This window comes from Streptomyces sp. NPDC091292, from assembly GCF_044757265.1.
Taxonomy (GTDB): domain Bacteria; phylum Actinomycetota; class Actinomycetes; order Streptomycetales; family Streptomycetaceae; genus Streptomyces.
This window is the reverse complement of the sequence record NZ_JBIVUQ010000013.1, coordinates 134,043-151,266: the sequence shown is the minus strand read 5'-3', so window position 1 is coordinate 151,266 and position 17,224 is coordinate 134,043. Positions and strand designations below refer to the sequence as shown.

Here is a 17,224-nt window from a genome sequence, read left to right as displayed (position 1 = left end):
GGACGTACCTCCGCGCATAGCCCCCGGAGCCCCCGGAGGGAAAGGCAGGAGCCCCGCTGCCTTCCGCCTGGGCGGGAGGTGCAGGGCTCCTTGGGTACAGCATCCGTTCCGGATCAGATCCCGAGTGGCCTCGGGACCCCGAGTTACATCGGGGTGACGTTCTCCGCCTGCGGACCCTTCGGGCCCTGCGTGACGTCGAAGCTCACGGCCTGGTTCTCCTCAAGGGAGCGGAAGCCGTTAGCGTTGATCGCGGAGTAGTGGACGAAGACGTCGGGGCCCCCGCCTTCCTGGGCGATGAAGCCAAAGCCCTTTTCGGCGTTGAACCACTTCACGGTTCCGGTAGCCATAAGCCCTCCTTGGGCCAAAGGGTTGCCCTGCTCCAGAACCTGCTGTTGAGACAACTGCAAAAGTCTGAAAACGACAAAAGCCTGCGGGTTACATGCTCCGCAGGCTTTGTACTGCAAGGGAAACCAAACTGCAACTTGCGGCGAGCCTAGCACGGTGGCTCCCGAAAGCGATAGAGGCCAAGATCACGTCACCCGGATGTTTGAGTGACCCCGATCGGGTTGACGTTCGAAGCCCCGCCGGACCCCACCGGCACCCTGGGCCGTGCACCGTATCCCCTGGGGGCTAGCCTCCCGATGTGGACAATTCTCCCGCGGAATCTCTCAGCGGCCCGGACACCACCCCCCGTCCGGGCCCTCGCCGTACCAGGCCGCGCGTCGGCCACATCCAGTTCCTGAACTGTCTGCCCCTCTACTGGGGCCTCGCGCGGACCGGCACCCTCCTCGACCTGGAGCTGTCGAAGGACACCCCGGAGAAGCTCAGCGAGCGGCTGATCAGGGGCGACCTCGACATCGGCCCGGTCACCCTGGTGGAGTTCCTGAAACACGCCGACCAGCTCGTCGCCCTGCCCGACATCGCCGTCGGCTGCGACGGCCCGGTCATGTCCTGCGTGATCGTGTCGCAGGTCCCCCTCGACCGGCTCGACGGCGCCCGGGTCGCCCTCGGCTCCACGTCCCGTACCTCCGTCCGGCTCGCCCAGCTGCTGCTCGCGGAGCGCCACGGGGTCCGGCCCGACTACTACACGTGCCCGCCCGACCTCGGCCTGATGATGCAGGAGGCGGAGGCCGCCGTCCTCATCGGCGACGCCGCGCTGCGCGCGAACCTGCACTACGCGCCCCGTCTCGGCCTCGACGTGCACGACCTCGGCACCATGTGGAAGGAGTGGACGGGCCTGCCGTTCGTCTTCGCCGTGTGGGCGGCCCGCCGCGACTACGTGGAGCGCGAGCCCGTCGTCGTACGGCAGGTGCACGAGGCGTTTCTCGCCTCGCGGGACGTCTCCCTCGAAGAGGTCGCCAAGGTCGCCGAGCAGGCCGCCCGCTGGGAGACATTCGACGAGGAGACCCTGGAGCGGTACTTCACGACGCTCGACTTCCGATTCGCCGCGCCGCAGCTCGCCGCCGTCTCCGAGTTCGCCCGCCGGGTGGGGCCGACGACCGGGTTCCCGGCGGATGTGAAGGTGCGACTGCTGGAGCCGTAGCCGGGCCGTGGCGGGGGTCGCGGCCGAATTCGCCGGTGCGTAATCCCCGTATCCCCGTTTGTTTTTCCTTCGGCAGGCTTTCGGGGATTGCCGTCGTGGTATTTGCGCGGCAACTCGCCTTTGGCGGTGCGGAGTTACGGGGTGGTAGGGGGAGAGGCGCGGCGGGCCGCGGGCCAGGTCTTCGCGCGGGGCGGTCCGCACTACGCTGGCCGCTGTGCGCGCGGACCCGGCTCCGGGCGCGGATCCGTGCTTCTGGGGGAGGCCACCACCGTGCAGCCGAGCACCGTGCAACCGCTGGATCCCGGCGAGCCCACGACCGTCGGGCCCTACCGGCTGCTCGGCCGGCTCGGCGCGGGCGGCATGGGACGGGTCTATCTGGGCCGCAGCGCCGGCGGCCGAACCGTCGCCGTCAAGGTCGTCCACCCTCACTTCGCGCTGGACGAGGAGTTCCGCGCCCGCTTCCAGCGGGAGGTCGACGCGGCCCGGCGGGTCGGCGGCGACTGGACGGCGCCCGTACTCGACGCGGATCCCGAAGCGTCCGTCCCCTGGGTGGCCACGGGTTATGTCGCGGGGCCCTCGCTGTCCCGCGCGGTCAACGGCCCGGAAGGCCCCGTTCCGCTGCCCGAGCACACCGTACGGGTGCTCGGCGCCGGACTCGCCGAGGCGCTGGCGCGGGTACACGCGCTCGGGCTCGTCCACCGCGACGTGAAGCCGTCCAATGTGCTGCTCGCCCTGGACGGCCCCCGCCTCATCGACTTCGGCATCGCCCGCGCCACGGACGGCACCGCCTCGCTCACCTCGACCGGCGTCTCCCTCGGGTCCCCGGGCTACATGGCCCCCGAACAGATCCTCGGCAAGGGCACCACCGGCGCGTCCGACGTCTTCTCACTCGGCGCGGTCCTCGTCTACGCGGCCACGGGCGCGCCCCCCTTCCCCGGTGACTCGTCGGCCTCACTGCTGTACAAGGTGGTCCACGAGGAGCCCGAACTCGGCGCGGTACGGGGTGCGTTGCGCGACACCGTGGCCGCCTGTCTCAGCAAGGACCCGGCGGCCCGGCCGACCCCCGCCGACCTCGCCCACCGGCTGACCCCCGAGGGACCGGCCCGCCTGATCTCGACGGGCTGGCTCCCCGGCCCGCTGGTCGAACAGGTGAGCAGGTCGGCGGTGGGGCTGCTGGACCTGGAGGCGACCGGGGATGTGCCGCCGGGTGGGGGTGCGGGTGCGGGTGCGGTTGGGGGCGGGGGCTTTGCGTATGGGGGTGACAAGGTTTCCGGGCACTCCGGGCCCGTGTCGTTCAGCGGGGTGTCGGTCAGTGGGGTGCCGGCGGGCGGGGTGTTCGGGCCACCGGACCCCTCGTACGGGCAGGGGGCCGGGCCGTATACGAACGGTGGGGTGAGTGGGGCTGGTGGGGCCGGTGAGGCGGCCGGTGAGGTGGCCCGGGGTGGGGTGCCCTCGCCGCGAATCGCCGGTGCGCAGGAGTGGGTGGGGGCTGGCGCCGGGCCGGGTCCGGGGTCCGGACCGGATTCCGGTTCCGGTGGGCTGTCCTTCACCCTCGCCGCGTCCCGAGGGCCGAACGGCCGGGGCCGCAGGGTCAGTTGTACGGTCGCCCTCGCGGTGGCCGGAGCGCTCGCCGCCGTCACCGTCGGATCGGTGTTCGTCTTCGATCTGCTGCCGGGGCGGGACAGCGACAGCAGCAACGACACCGGCAGCGGGCCACCGGCGGCCACGGGCGCACCCCAGCCCACCAGCAGCAGCCCCGACGGAGCCGCCACCTCCGTACCGGCGTCCTTCCTCGGCACCTGGGAGGGTCCCGGTGTCGCGCTGGACGGGTCGCTGCCGATGGGTACCTTCCGGGTGACCGTCCGCCAGGGCGTGGTCGGCAAGGAGTTCGGCACCTTCCGGCAGACCGACCCGATCGGCGGGGTCTGCGACGCCGTACTCATCCTGAAGAAGGCCACCGCCGACGGCATCGTCGCCACCGGCCGCGCCGCCGACTCCAACGGCTCCCAATGCACGACCGGCGACCACGAGGTCCGCCTCACACCCAAGGGCGACCAGCTCACGTACCGGACGGACAATCCGGAGGCCGGGGATCCGGAGGCCCGGATGGACAAGGTCGAATAGGGGGTTCCCCTCCCCCCTCCCCCTCCCCCCTGCCCACCCCCGCCCCACCCCGCCACCCTCCACCCGCCGCCTGCCGTCCCTGCCCCCCCGTCACATAGGCGTCGTCACCGTGAGCGGTTCGCCGTCGCCCAGGTGCAGCAGGCCCTTGCCGGGGGCTATGGGGCCGCCGACCATGCTGCGGGTCGTACGGATACCGATCAGCTCGCCCGCGCCCGAGTCCTGCGGCGAGAGCAGCAGGCCCCGGCGGCCCTTCTTCATCTCGACCTGCCAGCCGGAGAAGCCGCCGCAGACCTCTTCCTCGTCGCCCGCGATGACAAGGGCGAGGCCCCGCTCACCGCCGCGCTGCACCAGCCGCTTCAACTCGCGCTCGCAGTCGGCGTCCTCCAGGATCTCGCCGTCGTCCACGAGGACCACGATCGGCTCGTCCGGCGTCGCCGACTCGGTCGCCTCGTTGAAGTCGTCGCTCTCGATGTCGTCGTCCGTGAACACCTTCAGGACGCCTTCCCTGCCGTCCAGTTCACGCAGCGGCGACGGCCGGGGCGCCGCGATCACCAGCCGTACCCCCTGCTCCAGATAGGAGCGGGCCATGTTCATGAGGGTCGTACTGCGGCCGGACTTCGCCGGGCCTGCCACCACGAACGTCGGCACCCCCTGCGAGAGGTCCGGGCCGAAGCCCATGATGTCGTCGCCGCCGATACCGACCAGGCTCCACAGCTTCGAACGGGACGCCTCCGGGTCCCGCATCTCCCACGCCTCCGTGAACCCCACGCGTGTGGGCAGCACATCCACCCGGAACGGCCGCCGCGCGCGCGGGACATCGGTGTCCCGCTGCGCCGCCGCCTCGCCGATCGCGCCGAGCGCCGCCGCCTGGCCCTGGCCCGTGGTGTCCTCGGCGAGGAGCGCGAACTGTGTCTCCGTACCCGCCTCGTTCTTGTAGCCGCGGCCCGGCGGGATCTCTTCGGGGACCTTGCGGGCGTTGATGCCGAGCATCGTGAAGTCGGAGCGGTCCGCGAGCCGCAGGCCGTACTTGTCCTCCGTCAGGGACGCCATGCGGCCCAGGAGGATCTGCCGGTCGCCGGTGATGACCGCGTGGATGCCGACGCTGGCGCCCTCGCGCATCATCGTCTGCAACTCGTCCGTCAGCTCACCGTGGTTGTACTCGCCGAGCGTCGGCAGCCAGCCCTCCCAGCGGTCCAGGAGGATCACCAGGTGCGGCAGCCGGTCCTCCTCGGCCGCCGCCGCCCGCTGCTCACCGATGTCCGCGTACCCCTGGTCCGCCAACAGGTCCTGGCGGCGGGTCAGTTCGGCCTTGAGGCGGGTGATCAGCCGGACCGCCCGCTCCGTCTGGTTACGGGCGACGACCGCGCCGCAGTGCGGGAGCCGGGTGAGGGCGTTCAGCGCGCCGTTGCCGCAGTCGATGCCGTACAGATGGACGTCGGCCGTGGAGTTGGTGCGGGCGAGGGAGCCCGCGATGGTCCGCAGGATCTGCGAGCGGCCACTGCGCGGGGCGCCGCCGATGAGGAGGTGCCCGAAGCTGGCGAAGTCCACGACGACCGGCCTGCGGGCCTGGTCGGCGGGCAGGTCCTCGATGCCGAACGCGGCGGGCGTCAGCGCGGACGGCGTGGCCGGGGCCGCGGGCTGCGGGACGTCGTCCAGGAGCAGGGTCTCAGAGAGCGCCGGCAGCCAGGGGCTGTGCTGCGGGGGGATGCCCAGCGTGGCGTTCGCGTCGTTCACCGCGTCGACCAGGACCTTGAGGTCGGTGATCTCCTCCTCCTCGCGGGCCTCCGCCTTCGGCTTCACCAGCGTGGCCCGGCCCAGGTCCTCCCAGCTCAGCGCGGACGCCCAGGGGGCGAGGAGCTGCGGATCGGCGGCGCCGGGGCGGCGGCCACCGACACGGCCCGACTGGAACGGCACGAGGGAGGCGTGCCCGAGGCGGACATACGCGCGCCCCGGGGTGCTCTTGGAGATGTGCCCGGCCTCCGGCGAGTCGATGACGTCGCTGGACTCACCGCCGTCCGTCACGCGCAGCGCGATCCGCAGGTTGGTGTTGGCGCGGATCTCCGGCGAGACCACACCGCTCGGCCGCTGCGTCGCGAGGAGCAGGTGGATTCCGAGGGAGCGGCCTCGCTGGGCGATGTTCACCAGGCCGGTGACGAAGTCGGGCAGGTCACGCACCATCGACGCGAACTCGTCGATGACGATGAGGAGCCGGGGCACCGGCGCGTGCGACGGGTCGCGGCGCGCCAGGTCCTGGTAGTCCTCGATGTCCTTGGCGTCCGCGGCGGCCAGGATGTGCTCGCGCCGCTTCAGCTCCGCGCCCAGGGACTCCAGGGCGCGCTCCACGAGATGGGCGTCGAGGTCGGTGACCATGCCGACGGTGTGCGGCAGCTTCACACAGTCCTTGAACGCCGATCCGCCCTTGTAGTCGACGAGGACGAACGTCATGTTCTCCGGGGTGTTCGCCACCGCGAGCGCGGCGACGATGGTCTGGAGCAGCTCCGACTTACCGGAACCGGTCGTACCGGCGATGAGGCCGTGCGGTCCGTCCCGGCGGATGTCGATGCCGAACGGACCGTCGTACGACTCACCGACCACGGCCATCGTGGACTGGCCGCCCATGCGCCAGCGCGCGGTGATCGCGTCGCCCGTCGGCGGCTCCAACTGCAGGACGTCCAGGAGGCGGCTGGAGCCGGGCAGCGCCGAGTCCTCGGTCTCGCCGCTGATGTCCCGCAGCGGGGACAGCGACCGGGAGAGCCGGGCGCACCAGGCCGCCGACACGAAGTCGGGGCGGACCTTGCGGACGCGCGCGGTGCCGGTCTGTTCGACGCGCAGCCGCAGTTCGAGCGGCTTGTCCGAACCCGTGCCGCTGTCGTCGGCATCGGCCGCGTGCCAGGCATGGAAGGACGGGAAGCCGCCGGGGGGCGCGGGCGCGGGCGTCGCGGGCGTGCCGGCGGGGGACGGGTCGGAGTCCAGGTCGGGCCGGGGCTCGGCGACCACGACGGCCTGGCACTCGCCGGGCAGGAACCGCTCCTCGGCGTCCAGACAGACCGCGTACATCGCGACGGACGGGCCCTCGCGCAGCAGCCGCACCACACCGGGCATCGAGCGGAGGCGGCGCGAACCGTCCCAGACGACCACGATGTCCGGGTCGCTGAACATCTGCTGTCGGCCGTTGTCCTTCGAGGCCTTCTGGCGGGCGTCGAGGAGTTGGGTCAGCTCGCCGATGCGGGCGGCGACCGTCTCGGCGTCGGTGCCGATCAGGATGTTCGCGTCCTGGCCGCCCGAGGGGCGGGAGTGCGGGAGCCAGCGGACCCAGTCCCAGGTGGTCTCGGCGCTGTTCTCCGTCAGGACGTAGAACTGGACGTCCAGCGGGCTGTGCAGCACCGCGGACTGGGCGATGATCCAGCGGCCGATGGCCTGCGGGGCGTCGCCGGGGCCCGCGACGCCGATCACTCCGCGGTCGCCGAGCGCGATGGCGACCGGGGCGTCCTCGATGGTCCAGGTGACCTCGCGCTTGTGGTCGTCCTGCTCCGGGTCGTCGAGCACGACCTCGGACGGGAGCTGTCCGGTGCCCACGCGCAGCAGCAGATGGTCGGGGTCGGTGCGGCGGCGCTCCCAGAGGCGGGTGCGGGGGCCTGTGCTCATCGACAGGACGCTCGCCGGGTCGGGCACCGCCTGGCGCCGGTCGACGCGCTCGGTGACCAGGGCGTCCTGTGCGTCCTTCTCGATGCGCGCCTTGTGCTCCTTGTACTCCTTGACCTGCTTCGCATGGGACTTCCGGCCGTGCTTCTTGTCCATGAAGTAGTTGCCGAAGAGGATCAGGGGGCTGAGCAGCGCCATGATCATGTAGTACCAGCGGCCGAAGATCATTACCGCGACGCAGGCGCCGACCAGCGGCGTCAGCGCCATCAGCCAGGGCAGGGGGCGCGCCTCGAAGTCGCGCGGGGGAGCGGGCAGTTTGAACCGGGTCTGCCGCTCGGGCGGCGAGAGGCGCGGCGGGCGGTTGTAGTCCAGGCCCGCGCCGTCCTCGGACCACTTCAGCGCGGCGTTCGGCGGCTGATAGCGGTCCAGTTCGAGGAGGGTGTTGCCGACGGCGACCTGCGCGCCCAGCGGCCAGGTGCCGCCCTTGGCGCCGTTCTTCGAGCCGTCGAAGTCCGCGGAGTTCTCCAGGTCCTCGATCTTCTCGCCGTCGAGGGTGGTGCCGTCCTTGTCCCCATGTACGGCGACTTGGCAGGTTCCATCGGTTGCAACTGACAACGTGAGTGCCCGCTGGGGCAGTTCCGGGTCGTCGATCCGCAGATACGAGGCGGGGCCGCTGCCGATGTCGTACCGCCCGATGCCGAGGCGGTGGACCGACCCCGCGGCGGGGCCGCTCGCCACCCGCAGTTCGACCAGGCCGGTCGGCTCTCCCGGCAGACAGCCCGCCGGGTCGTGCAGGCTGACGACGGCTCCCTCACGCAGCGGCGACGTACCGATCGTGGCCGTCGGATCGACCGGGAAACCGTCGACGTACGCGACCGGCGCACCCCCACCGGCCGCCTGGTGCTGGCCGATCGGGATGATCTGCGCTCCACCGGCATAGCCGACATGGGCCGCCAGTTCCTTCGCGATGTCCCCCACCGGGGACTCCGGATCGGCGTCGAGCACGACGTCGGCTTGCGCGCCGCCGAGCGGATCGACGACGGTCAGAGTCAGGCGCACGATCGTCCTCCCGAGGCCCCCGTGACCGCTTCCGACACGCGGTCCACCTATGTCCTTGACCTTAGCCGCTCGGTGCGACACGGGGGCAGCGGCCTGTGGATAACTGTTCCTGGGCTGTTGCAGGCGCGGGGTGTGCTCGTGCAAGCGTCGTGCGTAAGCTGACGGCTCAGCGGACGATCGCATCATCTCCGCGACCGGAGCCACGGGGGTTGGCCCTGGGGCAAGTTGAGAGGGAGGACGCCACATGGCCGGCGGCAAAGACGCGGATATCACATATGACGAGATGGAGAAGGCGGCCGGGAAGCTGACGGACGCCAAGGACAAGATCGACGAGAAGCTGGACGCGCTGGAGCGCTACATCCAGGGTCTCGTCAAGGACGGTTACACCACCCGCAAGGGTTCGCAGGCCTTCGAGGACTCCTTCACCGAGTTCAAGAAGGGCGCCAAGGACACCATCGACGGCCTCACGGGCATGGCCAAGTTCCTGACGAACGCCGCCAAGGCGTACGAGGACCTGGACAACGAGCTGGCCAAGGGCGTCAAGGGCTGACCCTGCGGGGCAGTTGGAACATCCCGGTGCGACGGGCACGCCATCGAAGGCGACCCGTCGCACCGGGTTTTTCTCGAAGCGGCTTTCAAGAACGCGATGGAGAGCAGTGCCCCTGTGGCTGACGACTACGAGTGCCGTTTCAGCTTTCAGGACGGATGGGTCGGCCTGACCTTGGAAGGCGGCACAAGGGCCGAGGCCATGGGACTCGCGGGCGCTGTGATGAGAGAGTTCGACCCCTCCGGGTTGTCGGTCGACAGCCGCACACTCTTCGACGACCTGGTCGACCGGGCGATGGGCCTCAACAGTGACGACCCGATCATGACCGCGGCCTACTACACGCCCGGAGTGGTCGCGCTGGCCGATCTCAGGGTCGACTCGTACGGCGAGGACGGTGTGCCGAGGCCCTCGCCCAGCGAGGTCACGCCTCTCCTCCTGGACTGGTCCAACGCGACCATTGCGGGTGATCCGGAAGTCACGTACCTCGATCACGCTGCGGGGCAGGCGGTTCGCGTGCACGCGTTGGTGCGAGTCAAGGGCATGTTCGGTCAACGTCGTCCGCTCGGTGAGTTCGTCAAATACGCCGTTTTTCCCTCGGGGTTCGACTCCATCGTCGTGGTCACCGTCAGTTGGCAGCGAGTGCACGAACACGACGAGCTGATTCGGATCACCGACGATCTGGTGGCCGGTATGCAAGTCGTCCCGGTGGAAGCCGAATCGAGGGGAACCGAGGACTGAGGCGGGCCGTTGGAGGAGGCGGGGGGTGAGTAGTGATGACTGATGGGGTGCGTGGGGGAAATCGAGGGCGGGACGGGGTCGCGCTGCTCGGCATTGTGTTCGGGGTCGTCGTCGTGGTCGGCGGGGTCGTCGTGGTTGTCGGGGGGTGGAAGGCGGTGGCCCGCGGGGTCGCGCCTGTCCTGTTGGAGGTGCCCGGCGGGGGATGGGCCGTGGGGGCGCTCTGCGGGCTCGTGACGCTGGGTGGTGCCGTCGCCGGGTGGCGCGTTCAGGGTGAGGGGTTCGCCGGACGGGTCGTCAGAGGGTTGGGTTGGGGGCTCGGCTTTGCCGCGTTTCTGTTCGTCCTGGGTTCGCTGCCCGGGAAGAACTGCCCCTCCTACCGCGAGGGCTGCGCCTACATACCTGGCTCCGGCACCGCACTCCTCGCCTACGTCCTCATGCTCGCCGTGCTCGGCGGAGCCGCCGTCCTCGTCCGGGGCCGCCGGGCCCAGGCCGCGTCGCTGGCCGAGCGGGAGCGGATACGGAGACTCCGGAAGAAGGGCAAGGGCAGGAGCCGCACGGCCAGGAACCGGTGAGCGGTCGCCTCGTAACAGCCTCTCCACAGTCCGGTCCCTGTCCACTGGAACGCCTTGTCCCGTCATGTACCTGCCGTGCCATCATCGGTGGGTACGCCCACGACCGGCCTCCGAGCGGGCCGCCGGCCACGCCACTCGACCACCGTGACGACCAATCCTGGGGGAAGACAACGATGCTGACCACGCGAGGTCGGGCCGCGACGGTCGCGGCCGGGCTGTTCACCGCGGCGGCGCTGACGCTGACGGCCTGCGGCGGCGATTCCGGTGGCGGTTCCGGCGGTTCGGGGAACGACAAGATAGAGGGGGCGGAGTCCGGCGGCGAGTCGTCGCCGTCGCCCTCCACTTCGGCCACGGTGGAAAAGGATGCGCCGACCTTCGACCTGCCGTCGGACCTCAAGGTCGACGTCACGGCCAAGCCCACGCAGGACGCCGCCAAGGACGCCCTCGTCCGGGACATCGGCTATGCGGTACGGGCGCTCAACGAGGGCTTCGCCAAGGGCGACGGCAAGACGCCCAACATGAACCGGTACTTCGCGATGCCCGCCCTCTCCTACTGGGGCGAGCAGATCGACCGGCTGAAGAAGGACGGGCTCACGGCCACCGGCACGTACGCGTACTACGACTTCGAGGTGACCGACCTCCAGGGGAAGTCCGCGGCCGTGCGCTACTGCGAGGACCAGCGCGAAGGGTTCGACAAGGAGATCAAGAGCGGGAAGATCCACCGGACCGAACCGAGCAAGGACGACTTCATCTTGAACACCCTGGAGGCCGCGCAGGGCCCCAAGGGTGACTGGCAAGTGCGTTCGGTGAGCTGGAAGAAGGGGGTCGAGGCATGCGTACGGGGATGAGGGCACGGGGGACGGGGCGCCGCCGGGTGGCAGTGGGCATCGGGACCGCCGTGTGCCTGAGCGTGGTACTGGGCGGCGCGATACCCGCGTACGCCGGCAGTGGCCGCACTGAGGGCGACAGCGGCGGGACGAAGCCGCCGAACCGGGGCGGCAATTCCGGCAACGGCACCATCGGGGCGCACATCAACCTCGACCGGCACACCCCCGGCGGCGGGGGTAAGACCACGCCGGTGCGGCCGGTCAACACCAACTGGAAGCCGCCGGTCTGCTGGTACGAGCCCGAGTACACGCCCGAGGAGTACGAGGAGTTCATCAAGAGCGCGTACAACGGCGCCCAGGAGCCCGCGGCGACGTACGCCAAGAAGCGGGACGAGGAGAAGTACCACAAGGGTGACGACGGCCTGTGGTGGAAGGTCGCCTTCCGGGACGACACGTACCAGGAGGCGTGTCCGATCACCACGGACAACTGGGAGATCTGGGTTCCGCCCGCCGATCCGCAGCCGGACCCGAACAAGATCACACCGGAGAAGCTGTCCCAGCTCGCGTACAACGCCACCGAACTCCCCGCTCCGCCGGTCCAGTTGAAGCCCACCGCGGACCGGCTCGTAGTCAACCTCGGTACGCGCGTGGCCTTCGAGGGCGACTTCGACCGGGTCTGGACGACGGCCAGCATCAACTACAAGGGCGTCCAGATGGCCGCGACCACCGTCGCGACACCCGTGGCTCTCAGGGTGGAGGCCGGTACGGACGACGCCGACCCGCAGACCTGCACCTACGACCTCGCCAAGGGCAAGGGCGGCTATCAGGTCGACAGCGGGGACGCCGGGTGCAATGTCACTTACCGGCGGTCGTCGGGCAGCGGTACGTACCCCTTCAAGGCGTCCATCACCTGGAAGGTGACGTGGACCGATTCGGCCGACCCGGACGGGCCCGCTCAGGAGCCGCCGCTGCCGGACGGGCTGTCGACGTACGAGCAGGACGTCACCGTCAAGGAGATCCAGTCGGTCAACCGGTGACGAGGCCGAGGGCGCGGCGTACGCGCCGGACGAGATCGCCGTCGCCGTAGCCCTCGTTGTCGTCGCCCGTGGTGAGAGGGGAGCCGTAGCCGGTCGCGGCCCACACGCTGTGGTCGGCCGGGACGTCGAAGTACGGGACCGTGCGCCCGTCGGGACCCTCGTCGGCGAGGATGTCGGGCGCGCGCCGGGCGCGCACGGCCGCGTGGCACGCCGTACAGACCGCGATACGGGAGCCGTCGCGGGTGGTGCGGTGGGGCGCGCGGCCGTGCAGGGGGTTGAAGTGGCAGAGCGGGTGGCCGGGTTCGGGGGGTCCGCTCCGGGGCCGGGGCGCGAGGGCGTCGCGACCGGCTGCCGCCAGGGCGAGCGCGCCGGCGAGATCGGCCGCGCCCCGGGCGCCGTGCAGGACGATACGGGCGGCCTCGTAGGCGTCCAGCGCGCGGGGGGCGGGCGGGTTCGCCGCGTGCGCCCTCCGGCCCAGGGCGTCGACCTCGGCTTCGGCTCGGCGTCGGAGTTCGCCGATTCGGGTACCGGTGTCGTCGGTGGGGGCCAGCGAGAAGAGTTGACCGTGCTGGCTGTGCTGAGGAAAACGATGTCGGCGCGCGTAGTAGAGGGCGCAGCCGGCGAGGAGGGCGGCCGTGAGGGTGACCGGTGCCCAGGGGATACCGGGGTCGTCGTCCCGCGAGAGGTCGGCGGTCGCCTGCGCGTAGACGGTGTCGCCGTCGCCTCCGGCCACCAACTCCACGGCCTTGGCGACGCGGTCGGCGAGACCGGCGTTCCGGGTGTCGCCGAGCAGGGCGACGGCGTCGACCGCGTGCTGAGCCTGGTACTTGCCGTCGGGCCACTCCTTGCCGCCCAGCCAGTCACCGTCGCCGACGGTGATGAGGACGAGGTCGTCGCTCTTGCCCCCGATCCGGTCGTGCAGCACCTGGGCGAGGACGCCCGGATCCCCGTCGAAGGCGTCACCCTTCGCGAGCGGGACGAGTGCCACCTTGATCGGAAGGTGCGTGGTCCGGATCTGCGCGACAAGACGGAGCCGCCGGGCGTCCGGAACGGCTTCGGCGTACGCCGGATCCACGTACACGGGCGACACCCGCAACGCATCGGCGATCTTCTGCCCCACTCCGAGCGACCCCCCAGGAGTGGGCCGCCGCCCCGCATCGGCAAAAGCGACCCCGCCGAACAAACCCCCCAGAGCGATTCCCCCCACAACGACCACAACCACAACCACCCCGACAACAACCCGAACCCCCACCCGAACCAAGCCGAACGGGCCACTGAACACGGGGCTGACTCCCTTACCGGAAAAGCGAGTTGAAAGCTCCCTCACGGATGGGGAGGGCAGGCGTGAGGACTGTACCGGGAGCCGTCCCGCGCAGCGATCCCGGGCGGCGGATGTCAGGCACGCCGCCTCTGCTTCGCGCGGTGAGCCCGTCGACGGTTGCCCTTGGCCGACTCCGGTGCGTGGGCAAGGGCGACCGTCGGGTCGGGTGTTGGGTCAGCGGTTGATGGATTGGATTTCTTCGACTGTGATGGCTTGTTCTGTGCCGAAGGTGCCGGCGGGGAGGTTCGTGGCGTTCGGGTTGCCTGTGCCTGTCCAGCTGATGTCCCACGTGACCGTGGCCTTCAACTGGTAGGCGTCCGCGCCCGACGACCTCAGATACGTGAGGCCGCACGGGGGTGTTTTGCCCGCGTCGCCCCTCTGGTACGGGGTGCCGATGCTGCCGTCCGCGCCGAATCCGCATTCTCCCGAGCCGGGGTGCAGTTTCGCGTCGCTCGTGCCCGGTTCCAGTTTCAGTGAGCGGGGTGTCGCGGTGGTCGTCGCCTCGATGTTCAGGCCGCCGATGGCCAGCCGCGCGGTGACGGAAACCGGCTTGAATTTCGCCTTGTCGAGCCAGGCCCAGGTCGGGAGATTCACCTTTGTGACATTCTCCGGTGCCAATGTCACTTCGGTGTTCGGGAGTTCGATCTGGTTGTAGGCGAGGGCGGCCAGGATTTCGGGGGTTACGGCGTTCGGAACGTTCGGCGGATCGCCGTTCTCGACCCAGAACGGCAGCCTGTTGCAGGCCTGGGCCTCCGGATCTGTCCACCTGTCCGGGTCGCGTACCGGGACCCAGAAATTGCCCTCGTCGGCTATGTCGAGGTTGTAGTTCTTGTACGTTCCGTCCTTGTAGTCTTCACGGAACTCACCGACCGCCCTCTTGGCGTAACTGTGCTGGCCCGGAGTGTTGATTGTCTCCTCGTAGCCGGCCTCCGTGGACTGGGAGAACTGCTGCGCCGTACGGGGTTCGTACCAGCAGGCGGGAGGTGTCCAGTCGCTCACCGGGGTCACAGGGCGGGAGGACTTACCGCTTCCTCTGGTCTGTCCGCTGTAGGTGATCTGCGAGCTGATGTCGTTGCCGGATCTGTTGCCCGTCGGTGTCGCCTCGCCGCCGCGTGAATTGCCGTCGCCCTTGTCCGCGAGAGCCGTTCCTGAACTCGCGAGCAGCGCCGCAGCAGTCACGCCGACGAGTATCCATCGTCCACGCGGGGTTACGGAGTGCACTTCGCGTTGCCCCTTTCGGACTGGAGGCTCGTGGTCTGCCAGACGCCCTTGTCGTTCTTCTCCAGGCGGGTGCTGTACGTGACGTACGATTTATCGGTCACCGCGGTCTTCTTGACCTTTCCGGTCTTACGGTTCTTGTCGAACGCCTTGCTCTCATCCGAGCAGTAGGCGAGCCCTGCCGTGTCCTTGTCGAAGATCTCCAGCTCGGGTTTGAAATATCGCGTAGTCCCAGTGAAGGTGTTGCCACCATCCACGTACCCCTTGACCCAATCCGCCGCGCCAACGAGAGCGTCACCGTCGAGGTAGAAGCCGAGCGCCGCCGAGTCGGGGTCGGCGGCGGCGATAGCCGCGTCCGTGGCATTGATCTGCTGTGAGGCATCGGACAACACGGCATCCTCGACCGGCTTCCCGGCCTTCCAATTCTCGAAGACGTTCTTCATGTCGTTCGGGAGGATGATCTCGGGGCGCTGTACAGAGTCGGAGGGGCTCGCGCTGGGCGTTGGGGTCGGGTCGGCGCTCTTCTCAGCACCGGCGATCTTGTCCTTATCGGCGGACTCGTCACCATCACCCCCGCATGCCGTCAGCAGCAAGGCTGCGGTCGCGGTGAGCGCGGTGGCGGCGGGCAGGGTGCGGCGTTTCACGGTCGACTCCCGGTGGGGCGAGGGCGTGGTCAAGGAGTCACGACGTTAACCGCGGGGCTCGCGGTTTCGCCACCGTGAACTTCGCCGTGCGGACGCCGTACGGATTCGGCCCCGCCCTCCCCACGCCCCGCCCGCCCTTGCGAGAATCGGGGCGCACGCCGAGCCGCCGACACGCACACGACCGATCGACCGAAACGGGGAACCCCAGACCATGGCCCGCTACATGGAGACCCTCACCGTCGAGCGCGGTGGGTTCCGGATCAAGGTGCCCGAGACCTGGTGGGAGTTCGACGTGCGGCCCGAGTCGCGGGACGACTCCATTCGCAGCATGGTCAACGAACGCGTCCGGCAGCACCCGGAGTTGGCCCCGTATCGGGATGTCTACACCGGTTTCCTTCAGAAGTCGGCCCGTGAGGCCTGGCAGTCCGGCGCTCTCTACTGCGGCTGCATGGCGGAGAGTTTCGGTGGTGACACCCCCATCACCGGGTCCGTCACCGTCTCCCTGGTCGGCGGACGCAAGCAGTCCGGTGAGCCCCTGTCCACGGACCCGCAGACCATCGCCGGCCAACTCGCCGTACGCGAGGCCAAGCGTGAGGGCGACGCCTGGCGGAAGGTGACCACCGTCGACATACCCGGCGTGGGCGCCGCCGCCCGTACGTACGGCATCGAGGACGTCCCCGTACCCAACGACACCCGCACCATCCGGGCCGTACTCATGCAGACCTTCATCCCCGTGCCGGGCCAGGAAGGCAAGGTCGCGCTCGTCGCCGGGAGCAGCCAAGTCCTTGACCTCGCCGAGTCCTTCTTCGATGTGTTCGACGCCGTCACCTCCACCTTCCGGTTCGTGGAGTAGCCCAGACCAGTCCGCCTCGCCCCCTCACCCCCTGTGGCGATCGCGTGGTGAAGGTGTGGTGAATGTGCGCGGCGTGCAAAGGAATTGAGTTCGCGGGAGCATATTTCCGCCCCCGGCCGCGCGCTCGGAAAGGTCCCCTCGCACCCCTCCCGCACCCCTCCCCAACCCCCGGGAACCGACCGCCCCCGATTGCGCGTGAGTAACGATGCGGGGTGCGGACTCAGCGACCCCCGACGCGCCTTGAGGGCCTTATGTGCTGCTGATACGGTGCGATGACTTGACAGTAGACCTGGGGCCGGATTAACGGCCCCAGACATGTGAAGTGTGTCAATTGACCGAATTCTTCTTGGGTGTACGGGGAGCAGTTGCGTGAAGATCCAAGAGCGTGCGGGGGCGGGCAGTCACCGGTCACCCGCGCCGGTTCAGCCCCCGGTCGGTGAGCGTCTTCCCTCGCCGCCTCGCGAGCGCAAACCGGCACTGGCCGCTCTGGCCGTACTGCTCATCCTGGTCGGCGCGCTCGGCGCCACCGTCCTCGTCCTGCGGGCCGGCGACCGTATCGAGGTCGTCAAGGCCACCGAGGACATCGAGGCCGGTGAACTCGTCACCAAGGCCAAGCTGACCTCCGTGATGGTCGCCGACGACGGCGACGTCAACTACGTCAAGTGGTCCCAGGTGGACACGCTGGTCAAGCTGTACGCCAGGTCCAAGGTCTACAAGGGCACCGTCGTCATCGGCGACATGTTCAACGTGAAGAACGAACTGCCCGCCGGCAAGTCCAACGTGGGGCTCTCCCTCAAGGAGGGCCAGTACCCGAGCGGTCTGAAGCCCGGTGACATCGTCACCGCCTACCAGGTCGGGGACAGCAGCGGCGGCGACAGCAAGGACGGCACCTCCGGTTCCACCGGGACGAGCGCCACGCCCCTCGTCGCCGACGCCGTCGTCGCCTCCGTCAAGGTCACCAGCGACGGCACCATCAGCAGCACAAACCTGCCAGTCACCGTCACTGTGGACTCCGCCGACGTGCCCGCCCTCGCACGGGCCGCCGCCGCGGGTGACGTCGCCATCGTCCGCGTACCGTCCAGCGGCTCCGCCGGCTAGG

14 protein-coding genes are annotated in these 17,224 nt (G+C 69.7%); 9 read left to right on the top strand and 5 right to left on the bottom strand.

Features of this window, described 5'->3' with window-relative positions; all coding sequences use genetic code 11:
• Positions 1–143: 143 nt before the first annotated feature.
• A complete protein-coding gene (locus ACIQNU_RS29825) occupies positions 144–347 on the bottom strand; it encodes a cold-shock protein (protein ID WP_006138897.1) in 204 nt (67 codons plus the stop codon).
• 383 nt (positions 348–730) lie between these two features.
• Between ACIQNU_RS29825 and ACIQNU_RS29820 the strand changes: the two genes are divergently transcribed.
• A complete protein-coding gene (locus tag ACIQNU_RS29820; RefSeq protein ID WP_401372440.1) occupies positions 731–1,543 on the top strand; it encodes a menaquinone biosynthetic enzyme MqnA/MqnD family protein in 813 nt (270 codons plus the stop codon).
• Positions 1,544–1,828: 285 nt separating this feature from the next.
• Complete coding sequence (locus tag ACIQNU_RS29815; RefSeq protein WP_401372438.1) at positions 1,829–3,667, top strand: protein kinase; 1,839 nt, start codon at positions 1,829–1,831, stop codon at positions 3,665–3,667.
• A gap of 90 nt (positions 3,668–3,757) precedes the next feature.
• Here ACIQNU_RS29815 and ACIQNU_RS29810 read toward each other — a convergent pair whose 3' ends face one another.
• A complete protein-coding gene (locus ACIQNU_RS29810; protein WP_401372310.1) occupies positions 3,758–8,368 on the bottom strand; it encodes an FtsK/SpoIIIE domain-containing protein in 4,611 nt (1,536 codons plus the stop codon).
• A 244-nt stretch (positions 8,369–8,612) separates the two neighbouring features.
• Between ACIQNU_RS29810 and ACIQNU_RS29805 the strand changes: the two genes are divergently transcribed.
• The 5 genes from ACIQNU_RS29805 to ACIQNU_RS29785 all read left to right on the top strand — a co-directional run bounded on the left by ACIQNU_RS29805 (position 8,613) and on the right by ACIQNU_RS29785 (position 12,089).
• Positions 8,613–8,918, top strand: a complete 306-nt coding sequence (locus ACIQNU_RS29805) for a WXG100 family type VII secretion target (RefSeq protein ID WP_401372308.1) — start codon at positions 8,613–8,615, stop codon at positions 8,916–8,918.
• A 114-nt stretch (positions 8,919–9,032) separates the two neighbouring features.
• On the top strand, positions 9,033–9,653 hold the full coding sequence (locus tag ACIQNU_RS29800) for a hypothetical protein (protein WP_401372306.1): 621 nt from the start codon (positions 9,033–9,035) through the stop codon (positions 9,651–9,653).
• A 35-nt stretch (positions 9,654–9,688) separates the two neighbouring features.
• Entirely contained in the window at positions 9,689–10,225 is a 537-nt protein-coding gene (locus ACIQNU_RS29795; RefSeq protein WP_401372304.1) for a hypothetical protein, read from the top strand.
• 173 nt (positions 10,226–10,398) lie between these two features.
• Complete coding sequence (locus tag ACIQNU_RS29790; RefSeq protein ID WP_401372302.1) at positions 10,399–11,073, top strand: hypothetical protein; 675 nt, start codon at positions 10,399–10,401, stop codon at positions 11,071–11,073.
• Entirely contained in the window at positions 11,058–12,089 is a 1,032-nt protein-coding gene (locus ACIQNU_RS29785) for a hypothetical protein (RefSeq protein WP_401372300.1), read from the top strand. The genes ACIQNU_RS29790 and ACIQNU_RS29785 overlap by 16 nt, the downstream gene beginning before the upstream one ends.
• On the opposite strand, the gene ACIQNU_RS29780 is transcribed toward ACIQNU_RS29785, so the two are convergent.
• From ACIQNU_RS29780 to ACIQNU_RS29770, 3 genes are all read right to left on the bottom strand, one after another.
• On the bottom strand, positions 12,079–13,209 hold the full coding sequence (locus tag ACIQNU_RS29780) for a hypothetical protein (protein ID WP_401372298.1): 1,131 nt from the start codon (positions 13,207–13,209) through the stop codon (positions 12,079–12,081). The genes ACIQNU_RS29785 and ACIQNU_RS29780 overlap by 11 nt on opposite strands.
• A 375-nt stretch (positions 13,210–13,584) precedes the next feature.
• On the bottom strand, positions 13,585–14,589 hold the full coding sequence (locus ACIQNU_RS29775; RefSeq protein ID WP_401372296.1) for a hypothetical protein: 1,005 nt from the start codon (positions 14,587–14,589) through the stop codon (positions 13,585–13,587).
• A gap of 29 nt (positions 14,590–14,618) precedes the next feature.
• Positions 14,619–15,272 carry a hypothetical protein gene (locus ACIQNU_RS29770; RefSeq protein ID WP_401372295.1) on the bottom strand — a complete coding sequence of 218 codons (654 nt, stop codon included), beginning with the start codon at positions 15,270–15,272 and terminating at the stop codon, positions 14,619–14,621.
• A gap of 211 nt (positions 15,273–15,483) precedes the next feature.
• Here ACIQNU_RS29770 and ACIQNU_RS29765 point away from each other — a divergent pair, with 211 nt between their 5' ends.
• Both ACIQNU_RS29765 and ACIQNU_RS29760 read left to right on the top strand, forming a co-directional pair.
• Complete coding sequence (locus tag ACIQNU_RS29765; protein WP_401372293.1) at positions 15,484–16,125, top strand: hypothetical protein; 642 nt, start codon at positions 15,484–15,486, stop codon at positions 16,123–16,125.
• A 369-nt stretch (positions 16,126–16,494) separates the two neighbouring features.
• Positions 16,495–17,223 carry a hypothetical protein gene (locus ACIQNU_RS29760; protein ID WP_401372292.1) on the top strand — a complete coding sequence of 243 codons (729 nt, stop codon included), beginning with the start codon at positions 16,495–16,497 and terminating at the stop codon, positions 17,221–17,223.
• The last annotated feature ends 1 nt before the right edge of the window (position 17,224 follow it).